This window comes from Mesorhizobium sp. M1A.T.Ca.IN.004.03.1.1, assembly GCF_003997555.1.
In the GTDB taxonomy this organism is placed as follows: Bacteria; Pseudomonadota; Alphaproteobacteria; order Rhizobiales; family Rhizobiaceae; genus Mesorhizobium.
Map to the genome: position 1 here is coordinate 771,518 of NZ_RZTV01000001.1, position 19,942 is coordinate 791,459.

Sequence of the window (19,942 nt, forward strand, 5' to 3'; positions counted from 1 at the left end):
TTCTTATTGCGGACTGTCTTCCTTGGGAGGCAACGGCAGGTCCGCCGCATCAGGAAATGGTTCGGACGCGGTAGCTGCCTGAGCCCGGCCTGTCCGAGTGATGCCCCCATCTCCCGGACCGACCAACCGCGTCCTATGATCTACCTAATCGATAGAGTGCGTCTTCGACATGTTACCCGATGTTACATGTCACTGTTACGCGGGCCGCGCGCACGCATTTCTGGTGTCGGCGTGACTTCCGCGCAACAAAAAAGCCGGATCAATAAAGATCCGGCTGAGTTTGATTGGAAGTGCCGATTAGGGCTAACCTCCAGAGGGGAACACTCGAGGGCGCTAATGGGAGGAGAACGCGCCCTGGAGATGAACTATATATGTGCTCATCATGCTCAAGAAACAAGCATCTATTTTGCAACACACGCATGCAAAAAGAGGTAGGCTGTGGTCTAATCCGTCGCGAGAACCGATAGGACCAGAAAAAATCGCCGAATCCAGAGCCGTTCCGGACTGAAAGCGATCGCTGATATGCAAACCGGGTCAGATTCCGGTGCCGAAATACGCTAAATTCACAATGATGCGAACTTGGGCTGGTCGCGTTTATTTCTGCGGCAGGAGAGCCCGATGCGAACTTTTTCGACAATTGCCGGCAGCGCCTTGATCTTTGTCTCCGTCCCGGGCGCGCTGTCTCCGGCTGGCTGCCCCACGCCATGGCGCGATTAAGTCCCTGTCGTGGGCCAGGTCAGGCCGGCACCACCCGAATATCGGCAGGTCCTGCTAGTAGGACCAACTGCGCGCCTTGGCGATGATGAAATCGCGGAACACGTGCAGCTTCGCCTGGTTCTTCATCGCGTCGGGATAGGCGAAATAGGTGTCGAAGGAGGGCACCTCGGTTTCGGGCAGCAACTGGACGAGGTTCGAGTCCTTGTTGATGACGTAGTCGGGCAGCATGGCGATGCCGGCGCCGCCCTGGACCGCGCGCTTGATAGACAGGATATCGTTGATCTGCAGCGTCGGCACTCTTTGCCCGCCCTCGAAATCGCCCACCGTCTCCAGCCAGTTCAGCTCCGACAGATGCGAGGGCACCGGCACGCCGAAGGTGACGATCCGGTGGTTCCTGAGCTCGGCGATCGAGGCCGGTTTGCCGAACTTCGCCACGTAGGAAGGCGACGCATAGAGGTGGAAATGCACCGTGAACAGCCGGCGCTGGATAAGATCCGGCTGCTGCGGCTGGCGCAGGCGGATGGCGCAATCGGCTTGGCGCATGGTGAGGTCGAGCTCCTCGTTGGCGAGGATGAGCTGCAGGCTGATCTCGGGGTAGAGCTCGATGAATTCCTGCACGCGCTCGGTCAGCCAGCCGGCCCCGAGCCCCACCGTTGTCGTGACCCTCAGCACGCCGGACGGGCGATCCTTGGTCTCGGTCAGCCGCGACTTGATCGTCTCCAGCTTCATCAGCACGTCATGTGCCGTGCGGAACAGCATCTCGCCCTGCTCGGTCAACACGAGGCCACGCGCGTGGCGATGGAACAGCGCCACGCCGACGTCATGCTCCAGTGCGCTGACCTGCCGCGAGATCGCCGACTGCGACAGATGCAGCGTTTCGGCGGCATGGGTAAACGACCCAGCCTCCGCCGCAGCGTGAAACACGCGTAGCTTGTCCCAGTCCAGCGCCATGATTCCCCTCGTGTTGCCCTTGGCGTCTGAATGAAAAATCAGGCTTTTAAACGGCTTTTTTCAGCCGATCGATTATTCCGCCGCTTCGCGGTGAACCTCGATCCCCGCCAGATATTTCTCCGCCTCGAGCGCGGCCATGCAACCGAGCCCGGCAGCTGTAACCGCTTGCCGGTAGACATCGTCGGTGACGTCGCCGGCGGCGAAAACGCCGGGAACGTCGGTACGGGTCGAATCGGGCGCCGTCCACAGATAGCCGTTCGGCTTCTGCTTCAGCTTGCCGATGAAAAGCTCGACCGCCGGCGCATGGCCGATCGCGACAAAGACGCCATCGACCTGCAGCCGCGACACTTCGCCCGTCACCACATTGCGCAGCTTCAAGCCGTCGACCGAAGGCGGCAGCGGTGCCTTGCCCGGCTGCCCGGTGATCTCGTCGACGACGGTATCCCAGATGATGCGGACATTGTCCTTCTTGAACAGCCGCTCGCGCAGGATGCGCTCGGCGCGGAAATCGTTGCGGCGGTGAATGACGGTGACGCTCCTGGCGAGGTTGGCGAGGTAGAGCGCCTCCTCCACCGCCGAATTGCCGCCGCCGACCACGGCGACATCCTTGCCGCGATAGAAGAAGCCGTCGCAGGTGGCGCAGGCCGAGACGCCGAAGCCCATGAACGTCTGCTCGGACGGGATACCCAGCCACTTGGCTTGCGCGCCGGTGGCGATGATCAAAGCGTCGGCGGTGTAGACGGTGCCGGAATCGCCGGTGGCGCGAAACGGCCGCACATTGAGGTCGACCTCGGTGATGATGTCGTTGACGATCTCGGTGCCGACATGCTCGGCCTGCTTGAGCATCTGCTCCATCAGCCAGGGGCCCTGGATCGGATCGGCGAAGCCCGGATAGTTTTCGACGTCGGTGGTGATCATCAACTGACCGCCCTGCTGCAGGCCGGCGACAAGCATCGGCTTCAGCATGGCGCGGGCGGCATAGATCGCCGCGGTGTAGCCGGCCGGCCCGGAGCCGATGATGAGAACGGGCGCGTGTTTGGTGTTCATGAAAAAGTCCCCTGCGGCGCGAGGGCCGTGGTTTTGTTGCCGGTAATGTAAGTGCTGCCCGCCAAGCCAGCAAGGCAGCTTGGCCTTCGTCCCCGGAAAGCTTCATAGCGGTATACAGGGCCATATCGCAGCCAGTTGCAGAAAAATCATCGCAAAGGGGTGGCCTCGTGCGCGAAACCAAATTACAAAATCGCGAAAGATTCTTGCGCGAAGCCGATCATGCCGCTCAAAGCCGATCTCGACGCCATCGACTGGAAGATCCTGCGAGAGCTGCAGAGTGACGGTCGTATGACCAATGTCGAGTTGTCCGGCCGCGTCGGCATCTCGGCGCCGCCTTGCCTGCGCCGCGTCAGGCGACTGGAAGAGGCCGGCATCATCCGCGGTTACCGTGCGCTCCTCAATGCGCCGGCGCTCGGCATGGATGTCGTCGCCTTCTGCCTGATCGGCCTGCACCATCAGGCCGACGCCGAGCTCAAGGCTTTTGCCGAGCGGACGAGGGGCTGGCCGATCGTTCGCGATGCCTGGATGGTGTCGGGCGAATCCGATTTCCTGCTGCATTGCGTGGCAAGCGACCTTGGCACCTTCCAGACCTTCGTCATCGAGGAGCTCGCCTCGGCGCCCAATGTCGACACGGTGCGCACCGCGCTGACCATCCGCCGGGTCAAGGATGAGGGGCTGGTCGCCTTTCCGGCTTGATGCGCCGGCTTCCGGTGAAGCCGCTGGAAAAACAGCGGTTTGGCGCTCAATTTTGAATCAATCCGCGATCATTGCGATCGTATCGCGGTGAGCAGACCTTCCAGGTCCCGCACATCGCGCAGCGGCAAAACGGAAAAGCCGCCCATCGGTGTGGCTTCGCCATCGACAAGCCAGCCGCGCTCGAGGCCGGCGCGCTGGCCTGCTTCCATGTCGGCCGGCTTGTCGCCGACGATCAGCGATCGCTTGAGATCGAGGCCGAGGCGGCGCCCTGCCTCGAGCAGCATGCCCGGATTGGGCTTGCGCATCGGATGATCGGCCATCGCCAGCGGGCCCGAACCGGCCTCGTGGTAGGCGCAGGCCAGCACCATGTCGACGGCTGCGTTCTTCTCGGCAAGCAGTTCGAGCACCCGCTGATTGACCCGGGCGAAGGCATCCCAGCCAAAATAGCCGCGCGCGATACCGGACTGATTAGTGATGAGGATGACCGGAATGCCGCGCCGATTCGCGGCTTCTATGGCAGGCGCGATACCGTCGCGCAGCACCATGGCGTCCGGATCGTCAGGATAGCCGGTATCGATATTGAGGGTGCCGTCACGGTCTAGAAACAGTGCCGGCAGGCCAGCCGGAAACGCCTTGGCGCCAATCCGCTCGATCCACAGGCCGGGCTCGACGAGCGGAAAATCCCCTTCGCGGTCAGCCATTGCTGAGACGCGCTTCGACCGCCTCGCACAGGTGGTGATAGAGGCAGAGATGCCCCTGCTGGATGATCGGCGTCGAGGTCGACGGCACGTTGAGCAAGATGTCCGTGAGCGGCTTGAGCTTGCCGCCGGTGTCGCCGGTGAGGCTGATCACCGTCATGCCCATGGCCCGCGCCTGCTCGGCGGCGGCAAGGATGCTCGGCGAATTGCCGCTGGTGGAGATGGCGAGCAATACCGCGCCTTCCGACCCATGCGCCTCTACCTGGCGTGAGAAGACGGTGTCGAAGCCGTAGTCGTTGCCCCAGGCGGTCAGCACCGCCGCATTGGCCGGCAGCGCGATGACATTGTAGGCCTTGCGCTCTTTAAGGAACCGGCCGACCAGTTCGCCGGCGATGTGGATGGCGTCGCTCGCCGAGCCGCCATTGCCGCAGATCAGCAGCGCCTTGCCGTGTGACAGCGCCTTCACGACCGCGCTCACCGCGCGCTCCATCTCGCCGGTGAGATCGCGCTCGACCATTGCCGAGATCGCCGCCGCGGAGCGGACCAGATAGTCGTTCAGCTCGGACATGAAACCCTCAATTCGCGCCGCCGGCGCGCAGCTTGCCGATGGTTTTGGTGGTGCTCTTGCCGGCGACGAGGTCGACCAGCACCACACGCCCGCCCGCGTTCTGCACCACGTCGGCGCCGACCACGGTCTCGATCGTGTAATCCGCGCCCTTGACCAGGATGTCGGGCAGAAGCGCCTCGATCAGCTTGAGCGGCGTGTCTTCCTCGAAGACGACAACGGCATCGACCGAGGCGAGCGCCGCGAGCACGCAGGCGCGGTCGTGCTGGTCGTTGACCGGACGTCCGGGCCCTTTCAGCCGGCGCACCGAGGCGTCGCTGTTCAAGCCGAGCACCAGCCGGTCGCATCGGCTGCGCGCGGCGTGCAGCAGGCTGACATGGCCGGCATGCAGAATGTCGAAGCAGCCATTGGTGAAGCCAACCGACAGCCCCTCCTCTTTCCAGGCCGCCACCATCCTGGCCGCCGCATTGGCGTCGAGAATGGCGTCCTTGTGGGCGACCGGTCCATGCGAGCGGAACAGCGCGCCGGAAAGCTCCTCCACTGTCAGCCGCGCCGTGCCGCGCTTGCCAACGACCACGCCGCCGGCGGCATTGGCGATTGTAGCAGCCTGCACCCGGTCGGCGCCCGCGGCGAGCGACAGCGCGAAGGTGGCGATGACCGTGTCGCCGGCGCCGGAGACGTCGAACACTTCGCGCGCCTGCGTGGAGATATGGCGGGCATCCTCCGCGGTGACCACGCTCATGCCCTTTTCGCTGCGCGTCGCGACGATGAACTCGAAGTCATGCGCGGCAATCAGGTCGCGTGCCGCAGCGACGATCTCGTCATCGCCGAAGACCGGGCGTCCGACCGCCTCGCCGAGTTCCTTGCGGTTGGGCGTGACCGCCGTCGCCCCGGCATAGCGCGCATAGTCGCGGCCCTTCGGGTCGATCAGCACCGGTTTTCCGGCATCGCGGCAGATCGCGATCAGTTCGGCCGCCACGCCGTCGAGCAGGATGCCCTTGCCGTAGTCGGACAGGATGACGATATCGGCGCGCGCAAGGGCAGCCTGGAAATGCTCGACAAGCGTCGCCCGCTCGCCACTGGACAACGGCTTGATTTCCTCCTCGTCGAAACGCAGCACCTGCTGGTTAAGCGCGCTGAAGCGGCTCTTCGACGAGGTCATGCGGTCCTGCCGCTGTGCAAGGCCGTCCGTATCGGCGCCAAGATCGCCGAGCATGCGCATGAGATTGTCGCCGGCCTGGTCGGCGCCGATGACGGACACCGGGATCGCGGCGCCGCCCAGTGAAACGATGTTGGAAACGACATTGCCGGCGCCGCCCAGGGCCACCACCTCGCCCCGCCCATGCAGCACCGGGATCGGCGCTTCAGGCGAGATCCGCTCGATGACGCCGTTGACGAAACGGTCGAGGATGAAATCGCCGACCACCAGCACGGTGACCTCGCCGAAGTGGGCGATGGTGCGATGCAAAGGCTCCGGGGAAGGCAGATGGTGCTTGATCATCTCACTGGCACGCGCCGAAAACGGCGGTTCTTGATCGGGGTTGCAGCGCCGGAAAACCGGCGCTCTTCATTCTTCGCGATGCCGATATACCGCAATCGGGGCCAGCGCAACGGCGGGCCGGTGCACGCGCGCCGGCCAAGGCGCCGGACGGATCAGCTCTTCTGCAAGGCGACATGGACGCCGAGACCGACAAGCACGGCGCCACCTGCGCGCTGCATAAGGCGCTGCACGCGACCGGAGCGCCGCAGCCGCGCAATCATCGCGCCGGCGAGAAAGACGCAAACGATGTCAGCCGACGAGAACATCAGGTTGACGACGGTTCCCAGCACCACGAACTGCAGCCAAACCGGAAAGGTCGCCGAGGCATCGATGAACTGCGGCAGGAATGCCATGAAGAAGATTGCTGTCTTGGGATTGAGCACCTCGACCGTGATGCTTTCGAAAAAGGCGCGACGCGCCGATTTTCGCTCGATGGCAGGAAGCGTTCCGTTTCCCTGGATCTTGGCGCGGAACAGCGAAACACCGAGCCAGATCAGGTACAGCGCGCCGACAAGTTTGACCGCCATGTAAAGCGGCGGCACGGCATGGAACAACACCGACAGTCCGGTTGCGGCGGCAAGGACATGGACATAGCCGCCGAGATGGATGCCGAGCGCCGCCGTCAGCCCCGACCAACGCCCGCGCGCCATGGTCTGCGCGGCGGCATAGAGCATGGCCGGTCCGGGAATGTAGGCGAAGATAGCCGTGGTGACGAAAAAGGCGATAAGCAGTTCGGTCGACGGCATCTTGATCCCTCACGATAGGAGCCGACTGAAGCGGGAGCTTTGCGGCCTCACTGTGGCGACGAACCGGTCTGCCCTGATTTGGCAAGAACACGCGCCATGAACTTGTCATGGTCGACGACCGCGCGCTCGTGGAAACCTTCGCCGATCAATCCATTCTCGTCGCTGCACGATACCTTGAAGCGCAGCTTTCGCCCCTGCACCGCGACAAGCTCGACATCGGCGGTGACGGTCATGCCGACGGGCGTCGCTGCGACATGGCTGACGTCGACATGGGTGCCGACGGTTCTCTCATGGCTGCTCAGGAACGGACGCAATGCCTCGACGCACGCCCATTCGATGAAGCCTACCATGAAGGCGGTGGCGAAAACCGGCGGCATGTCGGCGAAACTCGCAAAGGCCGTTGTCATGGCCGGAACCGTCAGGGAGTCGTCGACCCGCAGGGTTTGGACGTGGTGAAGGCCTGGCTTTAAATCGGATGTCATGGCTGATACCAACGGCAAGAACGCACACCGACGGCTCATGCCACAGCCCTCAATGGCACCATAGCTTGCTTCGATCGAAGACGTACCGTTCGGCGCGCCAGAGCTTATCTCGCGAGCCGTTCTGCCGATCCATCCCTACATTCGTCGTAGCCGATGCTCCACAGCCGGGGACCTTTTATCGACACCTGCTCGCGCCTCCCCTATAAGGGCCGGAATCGGCAACGAAACAAGGCTCACAAGGATGATCATCGTCACGGGCGGCGCCGGCATGATCGGCTCCAACATCGTCGCCGCGCTGAATGCCGAAGGCCATGACGATATCTTGGTCGTCGACGATCTGACCGACGGCCACAAGATCGCCAATCTGGCCGATCTCCGCATTGCTGACTATCTCGACAAGGACGAGCTTCCGGCCCGGCTCGAGGATGGCGGGCTGGGCCGCATCGACGCCGTCTTCCATCAGGGCGCCTGCTCGACCACCACCGAATGGAACGGCAAGTTCATGATGGACGTGAACTACGCTTATTCGAAGCGCCTGCTGCACGCCTGCCTGGCGCTGCGGGTGCCCTTCCTCTATGCCTCCTCGGCTTCGGTCTATGGCGGCGGCAGCGAGTTTCGCGAAGAGCCCGAATTCGAACGGCCACTCAACGTCTACGCCTATTCGAAGAAGCTGTTCGACGACTATGTCCGCCGCAATGTCTTCGACACCGATCACTCGCAGGTGGCCGGCCTGCGCTATTTCAACGTCTACGGGCCGCGCGAGGCGCATAAGGGCGCCATGGCCTCGGTCGCCTTCCATTTGTTCAACCAGGTCGAGCAGGGCCAGAACCCGAAGCTGTTCGGCGCCTATGGCGGGTTCGGCCCCGGCGAACAGAGCCGCGACTTCATCCATGTCGGCGACGTCGCCGACGTCAATCTGTGGCTATGGAAGCGGGGCTCAAGCGGCATCTTCAACTGCGGCACCGGCCGCGCCCAGCCGTTCCGCGCCATCGCCGAGACGGTAATCGACACGCTCGGCAAGGGTGAGATCGAGTTCATTCCCTTCCCCGAACACCTGAAGGGCAGCTACCAGAGTTTTACCGAGGCGGATATGTCCCGCTTACGCACGGCCGGCTACAATGGCCAATTCCGCACCGTCGAAACCGGCGTCAGAGACTATGTCCAATGGCTGAAAGCCCAACGATCCTCGTGATCGGCCCACGCTGGGTGGGTGACATGGTCATGGCCCAGTGCCTGTTCGCGGCGCTGAAGGAAAAGCATCCGAATGCCGCGATCGACGTGCTCGCGCCGGCTTGGGCAGCGCCCCTGGTCAAGCGCATGCCCGAAATACGCTCCCAGATCGACTTTCCACTGATGCCCGGCACGCTCGAATTCCGCAGCCGCAGGCGCTTCGGCCGCCTGCTGCGCGGCCGCTACGACATGGCCTATGTGCTGCCGGGGAGCTGGAAATCGGCGCTGATCCCGTTCTTCGCCCGAATTCCGCGCCGCGTCGGCCATCTGAGGGAAATGCGCTACGGCCTGCTGACCGACATCGTCCCGCTGCCCGATGCGGTGAAGCGGCGCACGGCACGGGCCTATTTCGGCCTGGCGCGCGGCGGCACTTTTCGCCCGCCGAAGCTCACCGTCGATCTCACCAATCAGGCCGATCTGCTGGCGCGGTTCGGGCTCAGCGCAAAAGAATTCGTCGCCCTGTTGCCGGGCGCCGAGTTCGGCCCGGCAAAGCGCTGGCCGAGCGAATACTATGCCGAGCTAGCCCGCGGGATGATGGCAAAAGGCCTGGGCGTCGCCTTGCTCGGCTCGAAGAACGACGCTGAGGTCACCGGCGAGATCGCGAGGCTTGCGCCGGGCGCCGTCGACCTTGCCGGCCGGACGAAGCTGGAGGATGCCATCGACCTGGTCGCCGCGGCGAAGCTAGCCGTCTCGAACGACAGCGGACTGATGCATGTGGCCGCCGCCGTCGACACGCCAATCGTCGCCGTCTATGGCTCGACCTCGCCCGAAAACACGCCGCCGCTGACCGACCGTTCGGAACTGATCTGGCTGCACCTCTCCTGCTCGCCCTGCCACAGCAAGCTCTGCCCGCTCGGCCATCTCAACTGCCTTAAGACGCTCGATGTCGCGCGGGTCGCCGCCGCCGCCGACCGATTGCTTGATATTCCTGCGGCCGCATGAGGGTTCTGATCGTCAAGACATCATCGATGGGCGATGTCATCCACACCTTCCCGGCCGTCGAGGACGCGCTCCGCAATCGCCCGGACATAAGCTTCGACTGGTGCGTGGAAGAGGCCTTTGCCGCCGTTGTCGCCTTGCATCCGGCGATCGGAACCATCCACAAGGTGGCGATCCGGCGCTGGCGCAAGAAGCCGTTCGACGGCGGCACATGGCGCGAGATGGCCGGCCTGCGACGTGCGCTTCGCTCGCGTCGCTATGACCTGGTTATCGATGCACAGGGGCTGTTGAAATCGGCCGCGGTCGCCAGGCAATCCGGCGCGCCGATCGCCGGCTTCGATCGCTCCAGCGCCCGCGAGCCCTCGGCGACGCTGCTTTACGAGCGCAAATACGCCGTGCCGCGCGAGTTGCACGCCATCGAGCGCACCAGACGCCTGTTCGGCCTGGCGCTGGGGTATCAGGCGGACCTCTCGACGCTCAGCTCCGGCATAGTGCCGCCGGTAGGCGGACTTTCCGGCGTCGAAGGTAAAACGGCTTTCCTGCTGCACGGCACCAGCCGCGAAGACAAGAAATGGCCGGTCGAAGACTGGGTCGAGACTGCGCGCCGACTGGTGTCGCAGCAATTTACACCGATCGTCACCTGGTCGAACGAAGCGGAGAAGCGTGTTGCCGAGGCGATCGCCGGCGCCGTGCCGGAAACGGTGCTGGTTCCGAAATCGCCGCTAGCGGATGTCGCTGCGATCCTCGGCCGGTCGACGCTCGTCATCGGCGCCGACACCGGCCTCACCCATCTCGCCAGCGCTTTCGGCCTGCCGACCGTCGCCATATTCCTGGCGACGGAGCCCGGCCTGACCGGCCCGCGCGGGCCCTATTCATCGACACTGCTGGCGCCCGCCGGCGGCAAAGTCACGCCGGCCGAAGTTATGGCTGAAGCAGAGCGGCTGCTGGTGCTTAGATCGGAAACGCCAGTCTAGCCCTCAAATAAATTGCACCTGGACGATCTCGTAACCCCGTGCGCCGCCCGGGGCGTTGACCTCGATGGCATCGCCGACTTCTTTGCCGATCAACGCGCGCGCGATCGGCGAGGAGATCGAGATACGGCCGGACTTCACGTCCGCTTCCTGGTCGCCGACGATTTGATAGGTCTTCTTTTCCTCGGTGTCCTCGTCGACCAGCACGACCGTGGCGCCGAACTTCACCTTGTCGCCGCTGAGCTTCGAGACATCGATCACCTCGGCGCGCGCGATCAGGTCCTCGAGCTCGTTGATACGGCCCTCATTGTGGCTCTGCGACTCTTTAGCCGCGTGGTACTCGGCATTTTCGGACAGGTCGCCATGCGAGCGCGCTTCGGAGATCGCCTCGATGATGCGTGGACGCTCTTCCTGCTGGCGCCAGCGCAGTTCTTCCTTCAATGACGCGAACCCCTCGCCTGTCATCGGGACCTTGATCATGATGCCTGACCTTTCCTGCCACCACCCCCGCTTTTCGGGAATAGCCTTGTCGTTGGGTACAAAAAGAAAACGGTCCGGCAGCCTCGGGCTAACGGAACCGTTTCACCACAATTTCCCTGAATATAGCGATCTCCGCGCGATTTTCACGCTCAAAAATGAAGTTCAGTAAAATCACCACCGCTTTCGCAAGGCCATCCGGCGCTAAATCCGCAATGCCGCCAGCAAAAACCGGCTGCGATTGCTCGCAGCCGGCTTCGAAAAGCATCTGAGAAGAATCAGCTCCTCAGGAAACGTTCGATCTGCTCTGACAACATGCCGTATTCGCGCGAGCCTTTGCCGGTCCGCTTCTCGATTTCCTTGAGCTGCTCCTGCGCGCCGGCAAGATCGCCGATTTGCAGATGGGCCTCGCCGAGATATTCGCGCACCAGCGTGTAGTCGGGGTCGATGCGCAGCGCTTCCTCGTAATAGCCGAGGCCGACCGTGACACGGCCGGAATGGCGATGCGAATAGCCGAGATAGTTGAGAATGCGCGGATCCTGCTTGTTGGCGGCGAGCGTCAGCACCGAGATCGCCTCGTCGTAGCGCCCGGCCATCGCCAGATCGTGGCCTGCCTCGTAGATGCTGTCGTCATCCAGCATGCCGTACTGCGGCACAACGCATTTCTTCTTCTTCTTGTCCCAGACCTGACCCTTCTTGCATTGGGTGGTGGTCTGGCCGCCGCTGCCACCGCCACCGCCACCCTCGCCGGCGGTGAATGCAGGCGCCGCGAACAGCGGCAGGCTAACGGCAGCAGCGAAGACCTGAACAAGCAAACGTCTGCGCATCGGAGCCTCCTTGAGCGTGACAACGGCAGATTAACGCCGCTTCGATGCGGTTTCATCCCGAAAACCTGTCAAAAGCCAAACTATTTGGAGGTCAGGCAGCGCATCGCCTCTGCGAACGGATGTGACGCGGGCCGCAAATCCGCTATCATCAGTCGAGCGCACGACGAGGAGAAAGGCCAGTGCAGCAGCGCCTCGAGAAGGAATGGGAGCTTTCCATCGACCCGGATACCGTGCGCCTGTTCATCCTGAAGGCCAAGGCGCTGAGCGCCGCCGTCAACGAGGACTACGACGACGGCGCCGAGCACGAGGTCGAGTTCGATGGCGACAGGCACGACAATCATCATCACGACGGCCTTGTCGAGGAGGCATCGGAAGACCTCACCGAGGAGGAGTTCCGCGAGCTGATCAACGACCTCAACGTCGATGAAGCGGCCGAGCTCGTAGCGTTGGCCTGGGTGGGCCGCGGCGACTACGAAGCTTCCGAATGGGTCGACGCGGTGGCGGCCGCGCGCGAGCGAGCCAACAAGCGCACCGCAAAGTACCTGCTCGGACTGCCGCAGCTCGCCGATTGGCTGGAGGAGGGCCTGGAGGCGATCGGCGCGTAACGAACCGGTAACCGATTTTGATCGCAGCGCCGCAGCGTCCAAGGCAACCTTGCGATGCCCGGCCCGTTTCCGGCCGATGGCGAGGCTGAGCTTTTCCGGAATTTGCAGACTGGCGCTGCCTTTGGCGGCGGGGATTTTGCTGGTCACGCCGGCCGATGCCAAGCATCGTCACAGGCAGCCGCTGACACCGCGCATGGAGCAGCCGTTGACGCAGCGGGCCGATCAGCCACTGCGGCCGAGGATCAAGCATCGCGTGAGATCGCGCGGCAAGCAGCATGTCGCGCCAAAGCTGGCGCAACAGCAAATGCAGGACCAGCCGACCTTGCCCGCCGATGCTCCCGTGCCAGAACCACGGCCCGCGGAAGCGCAAAAGGCCGACACCGCAACGATGGAAGAGCAGAAGGCTGCCGGTCCAAAGGACGCTGACGCATCTGACCCGATCAATCAGGAAAAGTCTCGTGAGGGAAAGCGGCAGCATCCCGAGCCTTCGGCCACCGAGCCGTCAACCGACACGGAAGGCGAACCTGAGGCGCCGTCTGCGGTGCCGATTCCGACGCAACGACCCGACATCGCGGAACCGAAGCCGCCCGCTGCCGCACCGAAGCCACCTGAAAAGCCGGCTGATACCCACGACAACAAAATACTGCCCGATCCGCGCTCCGCTGAGCTGCCAGCCGACAAGATGCCGGCGGAGGAGGTTGCCTGCCGTGAGCGCCTCAAGACGCTCGGCGTCGAATTCGAGGAGCACAAGGCCGAGCACGACGCCGAGATCGGCTGCTCCATTCCCTATCCCATCGTCATGAAAACATTAGGAAAATCGATCAGTATAGGCGCCGGAGCCGAACTCAACTGCCAAATGGCGGAGGCTGCGGCACGATTTGCCGTCGAAGTCATCCAACCCGCCGCGAAGGCCGAATTTGGCGCCGATCTCAAATCGATCGGCCAGGCCTCCGCCTTTGTTTGCCGCCCGCGCAACGGTGGTGGAAAGCTTTCGGAGCACGCCTTCGGCAATGCGCTGGACATCGCGTCCTTCACACTCTCCGACGGCAGGACGATCGAGGTCGGCCCGGTGCCGCCCGAAAAAGATGCAAACTTCCTGAACACGATCCGCAAGGCCGCCTGCGGGCCGTTCAAGACGGTGCTCGGCCCAGGCAGCGATCCGGACCATGCGCTGCACTTCCACTTCGACCTCGAACCGAGACGGAATGGCGGAACGTTCTGCCAATGAGTGGGTGCGAAGAACAGATGCCGCAATTCGGCCCCAGGCGTGAATGCCGGCGCTGATCTTTCCTTTACTCTTGCCGACTAGACTTGTGCCATCCGGGGACAGGATGCCTTTCGATGGCCGCAATATTTGGCGCCAGCCTCGCCTTGGCGCGACTAAGCACTCGTGCGCGCTCCGTTGCCGTCAGAATGACAACGGGGCTCGCAATCACAGCGGTCTCGGCCTGCACCACCGGCGATGTCTTTTCGCTGCAGCCGGCCGTCGACGTCGGCAGCCAGACCTCCGCCATGCCCGAGGCTCCGCAATATTCCGGCATGCAGAGGCTTGTTCCGTCCGATCCCTACCTGACCCAGGCAGCCTATCCGCGCATGGATGAGCCCTTGTCTTCGCCCGAGCAGATGCCGGCTGGCGAGATCGACTGCCGCAATGAACTGAAACGGCTTGGCGTCGTTTACCAGGACATCCAGCCTATCCACGAAGGCCAGTGCGGCATCGACTTCCCGGTGAAAGTTTCAGCCATCGGCAGCGTCGAGATGAAACCGGCAGCGACACTGACCTGCAACATGGCCGCGACCTTCGCCGCCTGGACCAGGAACGAGCTCGTGCCGGCAGCCCGCTGGCGCTATTTCTCCGGCGTCAAGGCGATCCACCAGGGCTCGAGCTATTCCTGCCGCAAGATCGCCGGCGAGGGCGTCTTGTCGGAGCACGGCAAGGGCAATGCGCTCGACGTCATGAGCATCGAGCTCAACAATGGCAACGACATCGACGTTCGCAAGCCTGGCCTGTTTGCGTTCCGCACCCGCGGCTTCCTCAACAATGTTCGCGCCGACGGCTGCCAATATTTCAACACGGTCCTCGGCCCGGGCTACAATTACGACCACCGCAACCACTTTCACTTCGACGTCAAGAATCGCAGGAACGGCTACCGCGCCTGCCGCTGACCTTCGGCCTACTGCCCAACCGGCCCAACACCGCATAGAGTGGGCCGGGCACAGGCTTGGGAGTGGTCTCTCGTGGGTGAGCGAAGCCTTTGGCGACGCGCGGCGATCTGGCTGGTGGCTTTCTGTGCTTTCTATCTTAGCTTTGCCTACCTTGCTGCGCCGGAATTCTGGACGTGGCGGGAGCGCGGCTTCCGCACGCAGCGCTTCGAGATGGTGACGCATACGCCGCAGGGCATTCCCGGCGACCCGATCAATGTCGGACTTATCGGCACCGAGAAGGAGGTGGTCCACGCCTTTGCCGTGGCCGGCTGGGACACGGCCGACGCCGTCACGCTCAGGACAGCGATCGACATCGGCGAGAGCGTCTTATTCTCCCGACCCTATCCCGATGCGCCGATCAGCCGCCTGCTGTTTGAAGGCCGCGCCCAGGACCTCGCTTTCGAAAAGCCCGTCGGCGACAGCGCCGACCGGCGCCACCACGTCCGCTTCTGGCAGACAAATACCGTCGGCGATGACGGCCGCCCGCTCTGGCTGGGTGCCGCCAGCTTCGACCGCGGCGTCGGCTTGAGCCACGACACCGGTGCCATCACTCACCATATCGGCGCGGACATCGATGCCGAGCGCAACTTCCTGATCGGCGACCTCAGCACCGCAGGCATGCTGACATCGACCAGCGAGATCCCGGGGATCGGCGCGACGAAAAACGGCAGGAACGGCGGCGGCGATCCCTATTTCACCGACGGTATGGCGGTGGTTGGCGTGTTGAAGCAATTGCCTTAGCGCATCCGGCATTCTCGAAGCGGCAAACCGCGCAATTCGAAAAACGCCCAACCCGCTATTTTCGAATGCACCGCAGCAATGCTATTGACGCCGCATGCTATACCTCGAAATCGCCGTTGTGGCCGCCCTCATCCTGGTGAACGGCCTTTTGGCCATGTCGGAGCTGGCTATCGTCTCGTCGCGCCCGGCCCGCCTCAAGGCGATGATCGACCGCAATGTCAGGGGTGCCGGCCGCGCGCTGGCCCTCGGCTCCAACCCCGGCAAGTTTCTGTCCTCGGTGCAGATCGGAATCACCCTGGTCGGCGTCCTTTCCGGCGCCTTTTCCGGTGCCACGCTCGGCGAGCGACTGGCTCAATACTTGGCCTCGACCGGCATCCGCGAGAACATCGCCGACCCCATCGGCGTCGGCATTGTCGTCGCGGTCATCACCTACGCCTCGCTGATCGTCGGCGAGCTCGTGCCGAAGCAGATCGCGCTCAGGGATCCTGAGCGCGTCGCAGTCCGCGCTGCGCCGGCGATGACCATTCTCGCCAAGGTATCGGCGCCGCTCGTCTTTCTGCTCGACATTTCCGGCCGCGCGGTTTTGTGGTTGCTCGGCCAGGCCGGCGAGGCGGAAGAGAAGGTCACGGACGAGGAGATCAAGATGCTGGTCGCCGAGGCCGAGCATCACGGCACCATCGAATCCGACGAGCGCCGCATGATCGCCGGCGTCATGCGCCTTGGCGACCGCGCCGTGCGCGCCGTGATGACGCCGCGCACCGAGGTCGACTGGATCAACCTGCAATCCGACGAGGCGGCCATCAAGCGGCTTCTGATGGAGAGCCAGCATTCGCGCCTGCCTGCGGGCGACGGCAATGTCGATGCCATGATAGGGGTCATCCAGACGCGCGACGTGCTGGCCGCCCTTCTTGCCGGCAGGGTGTTGGATCCGCGCCAGCATGTGCGCACCGCGCCAATCGTCCATGATCAGGCCGACGCGCTCGACGTGCTGCAAAGGCTGCGGGAATCGGACGTCCCCATGGCGCTCGTCCATGACGAATACGGCCATTTCGAAGGCATCGTCACGCCGGCCGACATCCTGGAAGCGATCACCGGCGTCTTCCGCTCGGACCTCGATGCGGGCGAGGAAGAGAACGCGGTCAAACGCGAGGACGGCTCATGGCTGCTCGCCGGCTACATGCAGGCCGACGAGATGGCCGAGGTGCTGGGCATCGACTTGCCGGAGAACCGCGACTACGAGACGGTGGCCGGCTATGTGCTGTCACATCTGCACCACCTTCCCGCTACCGGCGAATGCGTGGACGCGCAAGGCTGGCGCTTCGAGGTGGTCGACCTCGACGGCCGGCGTATCGACAAGCTGATCGCCACCCGCCTGCCCGACGGCCACCGTCCGATGGCGCGCCGATAGCGAGCTTGGGGTCTGCCGGGTTTTCCCAACATCCATTCAGGCCAGTTCCTTGCGAAGAAAGACGCGGGCCTGCCCATCGAACCCGAACGGAACGCGGCCGAATTCCACATAACCGTGGCGGATGTAGAATCCAGGCGCCTGAAAGCTGCTTGTCTCCACGACGGCGCGTCTGCAGCCCCGCGCCTTTGCCTCTTCTTCGACGGCGGCAAGCAACCGGGCGCCGTAAGACAGACCGCGTAAATGCGCGGGCACGAAAAACATGTCCAAGAACAGAAGACCGAGTTCGGTCCTTCCCCATAGGCCGCCTAAAGCTTTGCCCGAGCCATCACACAATATGGCACCTATGGGAATGCGGTCGTCCGTCCCTGTGATGGCGACGTTATAGCGGTAGAGCGCCGCGGCGGCCTCGGCTTTCGCGGCTTCGTCCGTCGACAGGATGATTGGGAATTCTTGAGTCATGCGGATTTGCGCCTGCCCTGAACATGGCGAAAACGGATGAACTTCCAGCTTCGGCCGGCGTTCCGGAGAATGCTCGTCAACCTCTTCGTGTTCGGAACCTTGAAGAGAGGGTTTCCTCTTCACAAGGCGGGTTTGTCCGGGGCCGCGTGCATCGGTGCCTGCAGGACCCGTGAGCGTTTCCCGATGCTGATTGCCGGACCTCGCTTCGCTCCGATGATGTTCAATGAACCGGGTCTCGGCTTCCACGTCAGGGGCGAGCTCTACGCGGTCGACGACCGCGCCCTGGCCGGGCTTGACCGGATCGAATCCGTTGGCAAGCCCGGCAACCTGCGCGTCCCGATCGAGGTTGAGCCCATTGAAGGCGGTCCGCATGTCCTGGCGCAGGCTTACATGAAATCCCGCCGTCTCGCGGATCCCGTCCATTCGGGATATCTGGATTTCTACGACGATCGGCGTTTCAAACTTCACGCGAACGCCTAAGGTTGCGCCCGAAGGATGCCCAATTGAAATCCGACTTTCTCCAGTATGTCTGACATAAAAGCGGCAGCAGAGCGAAATCCTTGAGCGATCCTCTGTCGAACGACCGAGGCTTCCGCAAATAAAAGGGGCGGCGCAAGCGCCGCCCTTAGATGGTATTTTGGGAGGATGAAGCGGCTTAAGCCGCCTGGGCTTCACTGGCGATCGCGTCGGCGGCGCGCGCCGCCTTCAGCACCTTCGCCCACCAGGCAACGTCATTGATGAGCGCCGCCGCCGCCTGGTTCAGATGTTCGATCTCTTCCAGCTTCTTGTCGCCCTGGCGGACCGCAAGGAAATCGCCCCAGGCGATGTGCACTGCCGACTTGACCGGCGCCATTTGCAGCTCGACGGCGATCAGGCGAAGCTGCTCGACGGCGCGCGCGCCGCCGACGCTGCCATAGCCGACGAAACCAGCCGGCTTCTTGTTCCATTCATTGGCGGCGTAATCGATGGCGTTCTTCAAGACGGCGGTCGGCGCGTGATTGTATTCAGCCGCGGTGAAGATGAAGCCGTCGAACTCGGCGACCTTCTTCTGCCAGCGCTGCGCCACCTCGTTCTGCGACGGCGCCCAGGCGGAGGATGCGACCTCATCGAAGAACGGCAGCGGCCAGTCGCGCAAATCAACGACTTCGACGTCGATATCGGCATGCGTCTTGGCAATCTTGGCGATCCACTGCGTCGGGACGTCGGCGAAGCGGGCGGCGCGCGTCGAACCGACGACAATGGCGATTTTGGGTTTGGACATAAGCGGGCTCTCCTTGCGGGGGAATTTCGGTATCGTTTGGATACCGGCGCTATATGTGATACTGACAAAGTGGCGCGCAAGGAGGCACATTTTTGTTACCGAGGCACCCGTACAACACTGAGGACTGCCGGGCCGTATCGGAAATCCTGCAACGGGTCGGCGACAAATGGACCGTTTTGGTGGTCGGCAAGCTGGGCGGCGGACCGATGCGCTTCAATGAATTGCGCACGGCCGTCGGCGGCATCTCACAGAAAATGCTGACCATCACCTTGCGCGGCCTGGAGCGGGACGGCTTTGTCACGCGCAAGGTTTTTCCGACCATTCCGCCGCGCGTCGATTACGAGCTGACCGAGCTCGGCCACGAGTTGCTGGTGCCGGTTGGCGCGCTCGGCGAATGGGCACGAAAGAATACCAATCGAGTACGCGCGGCGCGCAGGAAATTCGATGGCGAGCATCCCTGAAGGCCTTGAAGCGCAACGTGTTGCGAGCATCGCTCCGCAGCGTTGCTGACTGCGCAAGGAGTCTGCAGTTGTGTCTTTTTGACTTGTCGTATTCGAGGGCACATCAACCTTGATGCCCGCCCGACCCTGACGGCTTTGGTCGCGCCTGAGAGGAGCACTCAGGCTTTTGACGTGGTACTGCCACGGGGTGCCAAGGAGCAGACTGCGCACATCGCTTCCTGACTCTGCTCCGCCCCGAGGCCATGCATCCACACTGTGCGCAGGAGCTCTTTTTTCACTTCTACATAGGCAGTTATGCCGAGCAGGCAGGTGAGTGCGAGAAGGGCTGCCACGAGCCAGCCGTTCAGCATGTGTTGACGCATTGTCTTTCCTCCAGCGGCACGCACCGTCGGGTGCGGAAGCAGCCATCGGTTGTCGTCGGACGCACGTCCCGCGCAAGAGTTGTTACAAATTTGCCTGTCCGGGGAATCGTTCGCCGTCAGCTTTCGGCTGGGACCGGCTTCGGCTTGCCGTCGCCGTCGAGCGCCACCATGACGAAATCGGCATGGGTGACCTTCTCCATCAGGTCGGCGAGATAACGCTGCGCCCAGGCCTCAACCTTGAGCGTCATCGAGGTGCGGCCGACGCGCTCGACATGGGTGTAGATGCAGAGCGTGTCGCCGATCTTCATCGGCTTGGCGAAGGACATCTCCTTGACCGCCGCCGTCACCACACGGCCCTTGGCCCGTTCGGCCGCGCGGATGCCGCAGGCCAGGTCCATCTGCGCCATCACCCAGCCGCCAAATATGTCGCCGGCGGCATTGGCATCCGACGGCATGGCGAGCGTCCTCAATGTCAGGTCGCCGAGCGGCTTGCCGTCCGCGTAGTGCACCATGAGGGGTCCTCCAGCCGCTGCTTCCTGAAGCCGTACCAATGC

At 63.2% G+C, this 19,942-nt stretch carries 24 protein-coding genes; 11 read left to right on the plus strand and 13 right to left on the minus strand.

Annotation, left to right across the window (positions count from 1 at the left end; genetic code table 11):
• Positions 1-771: 771 nt before the first annotated feature.
• Positions 772-1,668: a LysR family transcriptional regulator gene (locus tag EOD29_RS03665; protein ID WP_095777339.1), complete on the minus strand. Its 897-nt coding sequence runs from the start codon at positions 1,666-1,668 to the stop codon at positions 772-774.
• A gap of 72 nt (positions 1,669-1,740) precedes the next feature.
• The gene (trxB, locus tag EOD29_RS03670) at positions 1,741-2,715 is read right to left on the minus strand and encodes a thioredoxin-disulfide reductase (RefSeq protein ID WP_067326669.1); all 975 of its coding nucleotides are present in this window, start codon (positions 2,713-2,715) and stop codon (positions 1,741-1,743) included.
• Between the two features lie 219 nt (positions 2,716-2,934).
• Here trxB and EOD29_RS03675 point away from each other — a divergent pair, with 219 nt between their 5' ends.
• Positions 2,935-3,411, plus strand: coding sequence for an Lrp/AsnC family transcriptional regulator (locus EOD29_RS03675; RefSeq protein WP_066994506.1), 477 nt, complete (start codon positions 2,935-2,937; stop codon positions 3,409-3,411).
• Between the two features lie 68 nt (positions 3,412-3,479).
• On the opposite strand, the gene EOD29_RS03680 is transcribed toward EOD29_RS03675, so the two are convergent.
• From EOD29_RS03680 to EOD29_RS03700, 5 genes are all read right to left on the minus strand, one after another.
• On the minus strand, positions 3,480-4,112 hold the full coding sequence (locus EOD29_RS03680; protein ID WP_127245944.1) for an HAD family hydrolase: 633 nt from the start codon (positions 4,110-4,112) through the stop codon (positions 3,480-3,482).
• On the minus strand, positions 4,105-4,677 hold the full coding sequence (locus EOD29_RS03685; protein WP_066994501.1) for an SIS domain-containing protein: 573 nt from the start codon (positions 4,675-4,677) through the stop codon (positions 4,105-4,107). The genes EOD29_RS03680 and EOD29_RS03685 overlap by 8 nt, the downstream gene beginning before the upstream one ends.
• A 7-nt stretch (positions 4,678-4,684) precedes the next feature.
• On the minus strand, positions 4,685-6,175 hold the full coding sequence (gene rfaE1 / locus EOD29_RS03690) for a D-glycero-beta-D-manno-heptose-7-phosphate kinase (RefSeq protein WP_082980447.1): 1,491 nt from the start codon (positions 6,173-6,175) through the stop codon (positions 4,685-4,687).
• A 152-nt stretch (positions 6,176-6,327) separates the two neighbouring features.
• Positions 6,328-6,960, minus strand: a complete 633-nt coding sequence (locus EOD29_RS03695) for a LysE family translocator (protein ID WP_127245945.1) — start codon at positions 6,958-6,960, stop codon at positions 6,328-6,330.
• A gap of 47 nt (positions 6,961-7,007) precedes the next feature.
• Positions 7,008-7,367 (minus strand): thioesterase family protein, encoded by a 360-nt coding sequence (locus EOD29_RS03700; RefSeq protein WP_206518456.1) that lies wholly within the window; start codon positions 7,365-7,367, stop codon positions 7,008-7,010.
• Between the two features lie 316 nt (positions 7,368-7,683).
• Between EOD29_RS03700 and rfaD the strand changes: the two genes are divergently transcribed.
• From rfaD to waaC, 3 genes are read left to right on the plus strand one after another with little or no spacing between them, the layout of a single operon-like run.
• Complete coding sequence (gene rfaD, locus EOD29_RS03705; RefSeq protein ID WP_095801637.1) at positions 7,684-8,634, plus strand: ADP-glyceromanno-heptose 6-epimerase; 951 nt, start codon at positions 7,684-7,686, stop codon at positions 8,632-8,634.
• On the plus strand, positions 8,607-9,614 hold the full coding sequence (waaF, locus tag EOD29_RS03710; protein WP_127245946.1) for a lipopolysaccharide heptosyltransferase II: 1,008 nt from the start codon (positions 8,607-8,609) through the stop codon (positions 9,612-9,614). The genes rfaD and waaF overlap by 28 nt, the downstream gene beginning before the upstream one ends.
• Positions 9,611-10,585, plus strand: a complete 975-nt coding sequence (waaC, locus tag EOD29_RS03715; protein ID WP_127245947.1) for a lipopolysaccharide heptosyltransferase I — start codon at positions 9,611-9,613, stop codon at positions 10,583-10,585. The genes waaF and waaC overlap by 4 nt, the downstream gene beginning before the upstream one ends.
• Positions 10,586-10,588: 3 nt before the next feature.
• Here waaC and greA read toward each other — a convergent pair whose 3' ends face one another.
• From greA to EOD29_RS03725, 3 genes are all read right to left on the minus strand, one after another.
• Positions 10,589-11,062, minus strand: coding sequence for a transcription elongation factor GreA (gene greA, locus EOD29_RS03720; RefSeq protein ID WP_027168132.1), 474 nt, complete (start codon positions 11,060-11,062; stop codon positions 10,589-10,591).
• An 88-nt stretch (positions 11,063-11,150) separates the two neighbouring features.
• A complete protein-coding gene (locus EOD29_RS35795; protein WP_156751100.1) occupies positions 11,151-11,327 on the minus strand; it encodes a hypothetical protein in 177 nt (58 codons plus the stop codon).
• A gap of 10 nt (positions 11,328-11,337) precedes the next feature.
• Entirely contained in the window at positions 11,338-11,886 is a 549-nt protein-coding gene (locus tag EOD29_RS03725; RefSeq protein ID WP_127245948.1) for a tetratricopeptide repeat protein, read from the minus strand.
• A 179-nt stretch (positions 11,887-12,065) separates the two neighbouring features.
• On the opposite strand from EOD29_RS03725, the gene EOD29_RS03730 reads away from it, so the two are divergent.
• From EOD29_RS03730 to EOD29_RS03750, 5 genes are all read left to right on the plus strand, one after another.
• Complete coding sequence (locus EOD29_RS03730; RefSeq protein ID WP_067326696.1) at positions 12,066-12,491, plus strand: DUF3775 domain-containing protein; 426 nt, start codon at positions 12,066-12,068, stop codon at positions 12,489-12,491.
• A gap of 193 nt (positions 12,492-12,684) precedes the next feature.
• A complete protein-coding gene (locus EOD29_RS03735) occupies positions 12,685-13,719 on the plus strand; it encodes an extensin family protein (protein ID WP_127246143.1) in 1,035 nt (344 codons plus the stop codon).
• Positions 13,720-13,904: 185 nt separating this feature from the next.
• Complete coding sequence (locus EOD29_RS03740) at positions 13,905-14,657, plus strand: extensin family protein (protein WP_245475233.1); 753 nt, start codon at positions 13,905-13,907, stop codon at positions 14,655-14,657.
• A gap of 72 nt (positions 14,658-14,729) precedes the next feature.
• The gene (locus tag EOD29_RS03745; protein ID WP_127245950.1) at positions 14,730-15,437 is read left to right on the plus strand and encodes an LssY C-terminal domain-containing protein; all 708 of its coding nucleotides are present in this window, start codon (positions 14,730-14,732) and stop codon (positions 15,435-15,437) included.
• 94 nt (positions 15,438-15,531) lie between these two features.
• Positions 15,532-16,845, plus strand: a complete 1,314-nt coding sequence (locus EOD29_RS03750) for a hemolysin family protein (protein WP_067326646.1) — start codon at positions 15,532-15,534, stop codon at positions 16,843-16,845.
• 36 nt (positions 16,846-16,881) lie between these two features.
• Here EOD29_RS03750 and EOD29_RS37800 read toward each other — a convergent pair whose 3' ends face one another.
• Entirely contained in the window at positions 16,882-17,304 is a 423-nt protein-coding gene (locus tag EOD29_RS37800) for a GNAT family N-acetyltransferase (RefSeq protein ID WP_127245951.1), read from the minus strand.
• 69 nt (positions 17,305-17,373) lie between these two features.
• Between EOD29_RS37800 and EOD29_RS03760 the strand changes: the two genes are divergently transcribed.
• Positions 17,374-17,784, plus strand: a complete 411-nt coding sequence (locus tag EOD29_RS03760; RefSeq protein ID WP_066994922.1) for a gamma-glutamylcyclotransferase family protein — start codon at positions 17,374-17,376, stop codon at positions 17,782-17,784.
• 175 nt (positions 17,785-17,959) lie between these two features.
• Here EOD29_RS03760 and EOD29_RS03765 read toward each other — a convergent pair whose 3' ends face one another.
• Positions 17,960-18,565 (minus strand): NADPH-dependent FMN reductase, encoded by a 606-nt coding sequence (locus EOD29_RS03765; RefSeq protein WP_067326641.1) that lies wholly within the window; start codon positions 18,563-18,565, stop codon positions 17,960-17,962.
• Positions 18,566-18,657: 92 nt separating this feature from the next.
• On the opposite strand from EOD29_RS03765, the gene EOD29_RS03770 reads away from it, so the two are divergent.
• Positions 18,658-19,026: a helix-turn-helix domain-containing protein gene (locus EOD29_RS03770; RefSeq protein ID WP_127245952.1), complete on the plus strand. Its 369-nt coding sequence runs from the start codon at positions 18,658-18,660 to the stop codon at positions 19,024-19,026.
• A gap of 478 nt (positions 19,027-19,504) precedes the next feature.
• Here EOD29_RS03770 and EOD29_RS03780 read toward each other — a convergent pair whose 3' ends face one another.
• On the minus strand, positions 19,505-19,900 hold the full coding sequence (locus EOD29_RS03780; RefSeq protein WP_066994459.1) for an acyl-CoA thioesterase: 396 nt from the start codon (positions 19,898-19,900) through the stop codon (positions 19,505-19,507).
• Positions 19,901-19,942: the final 42 nt, after the last annotated feature.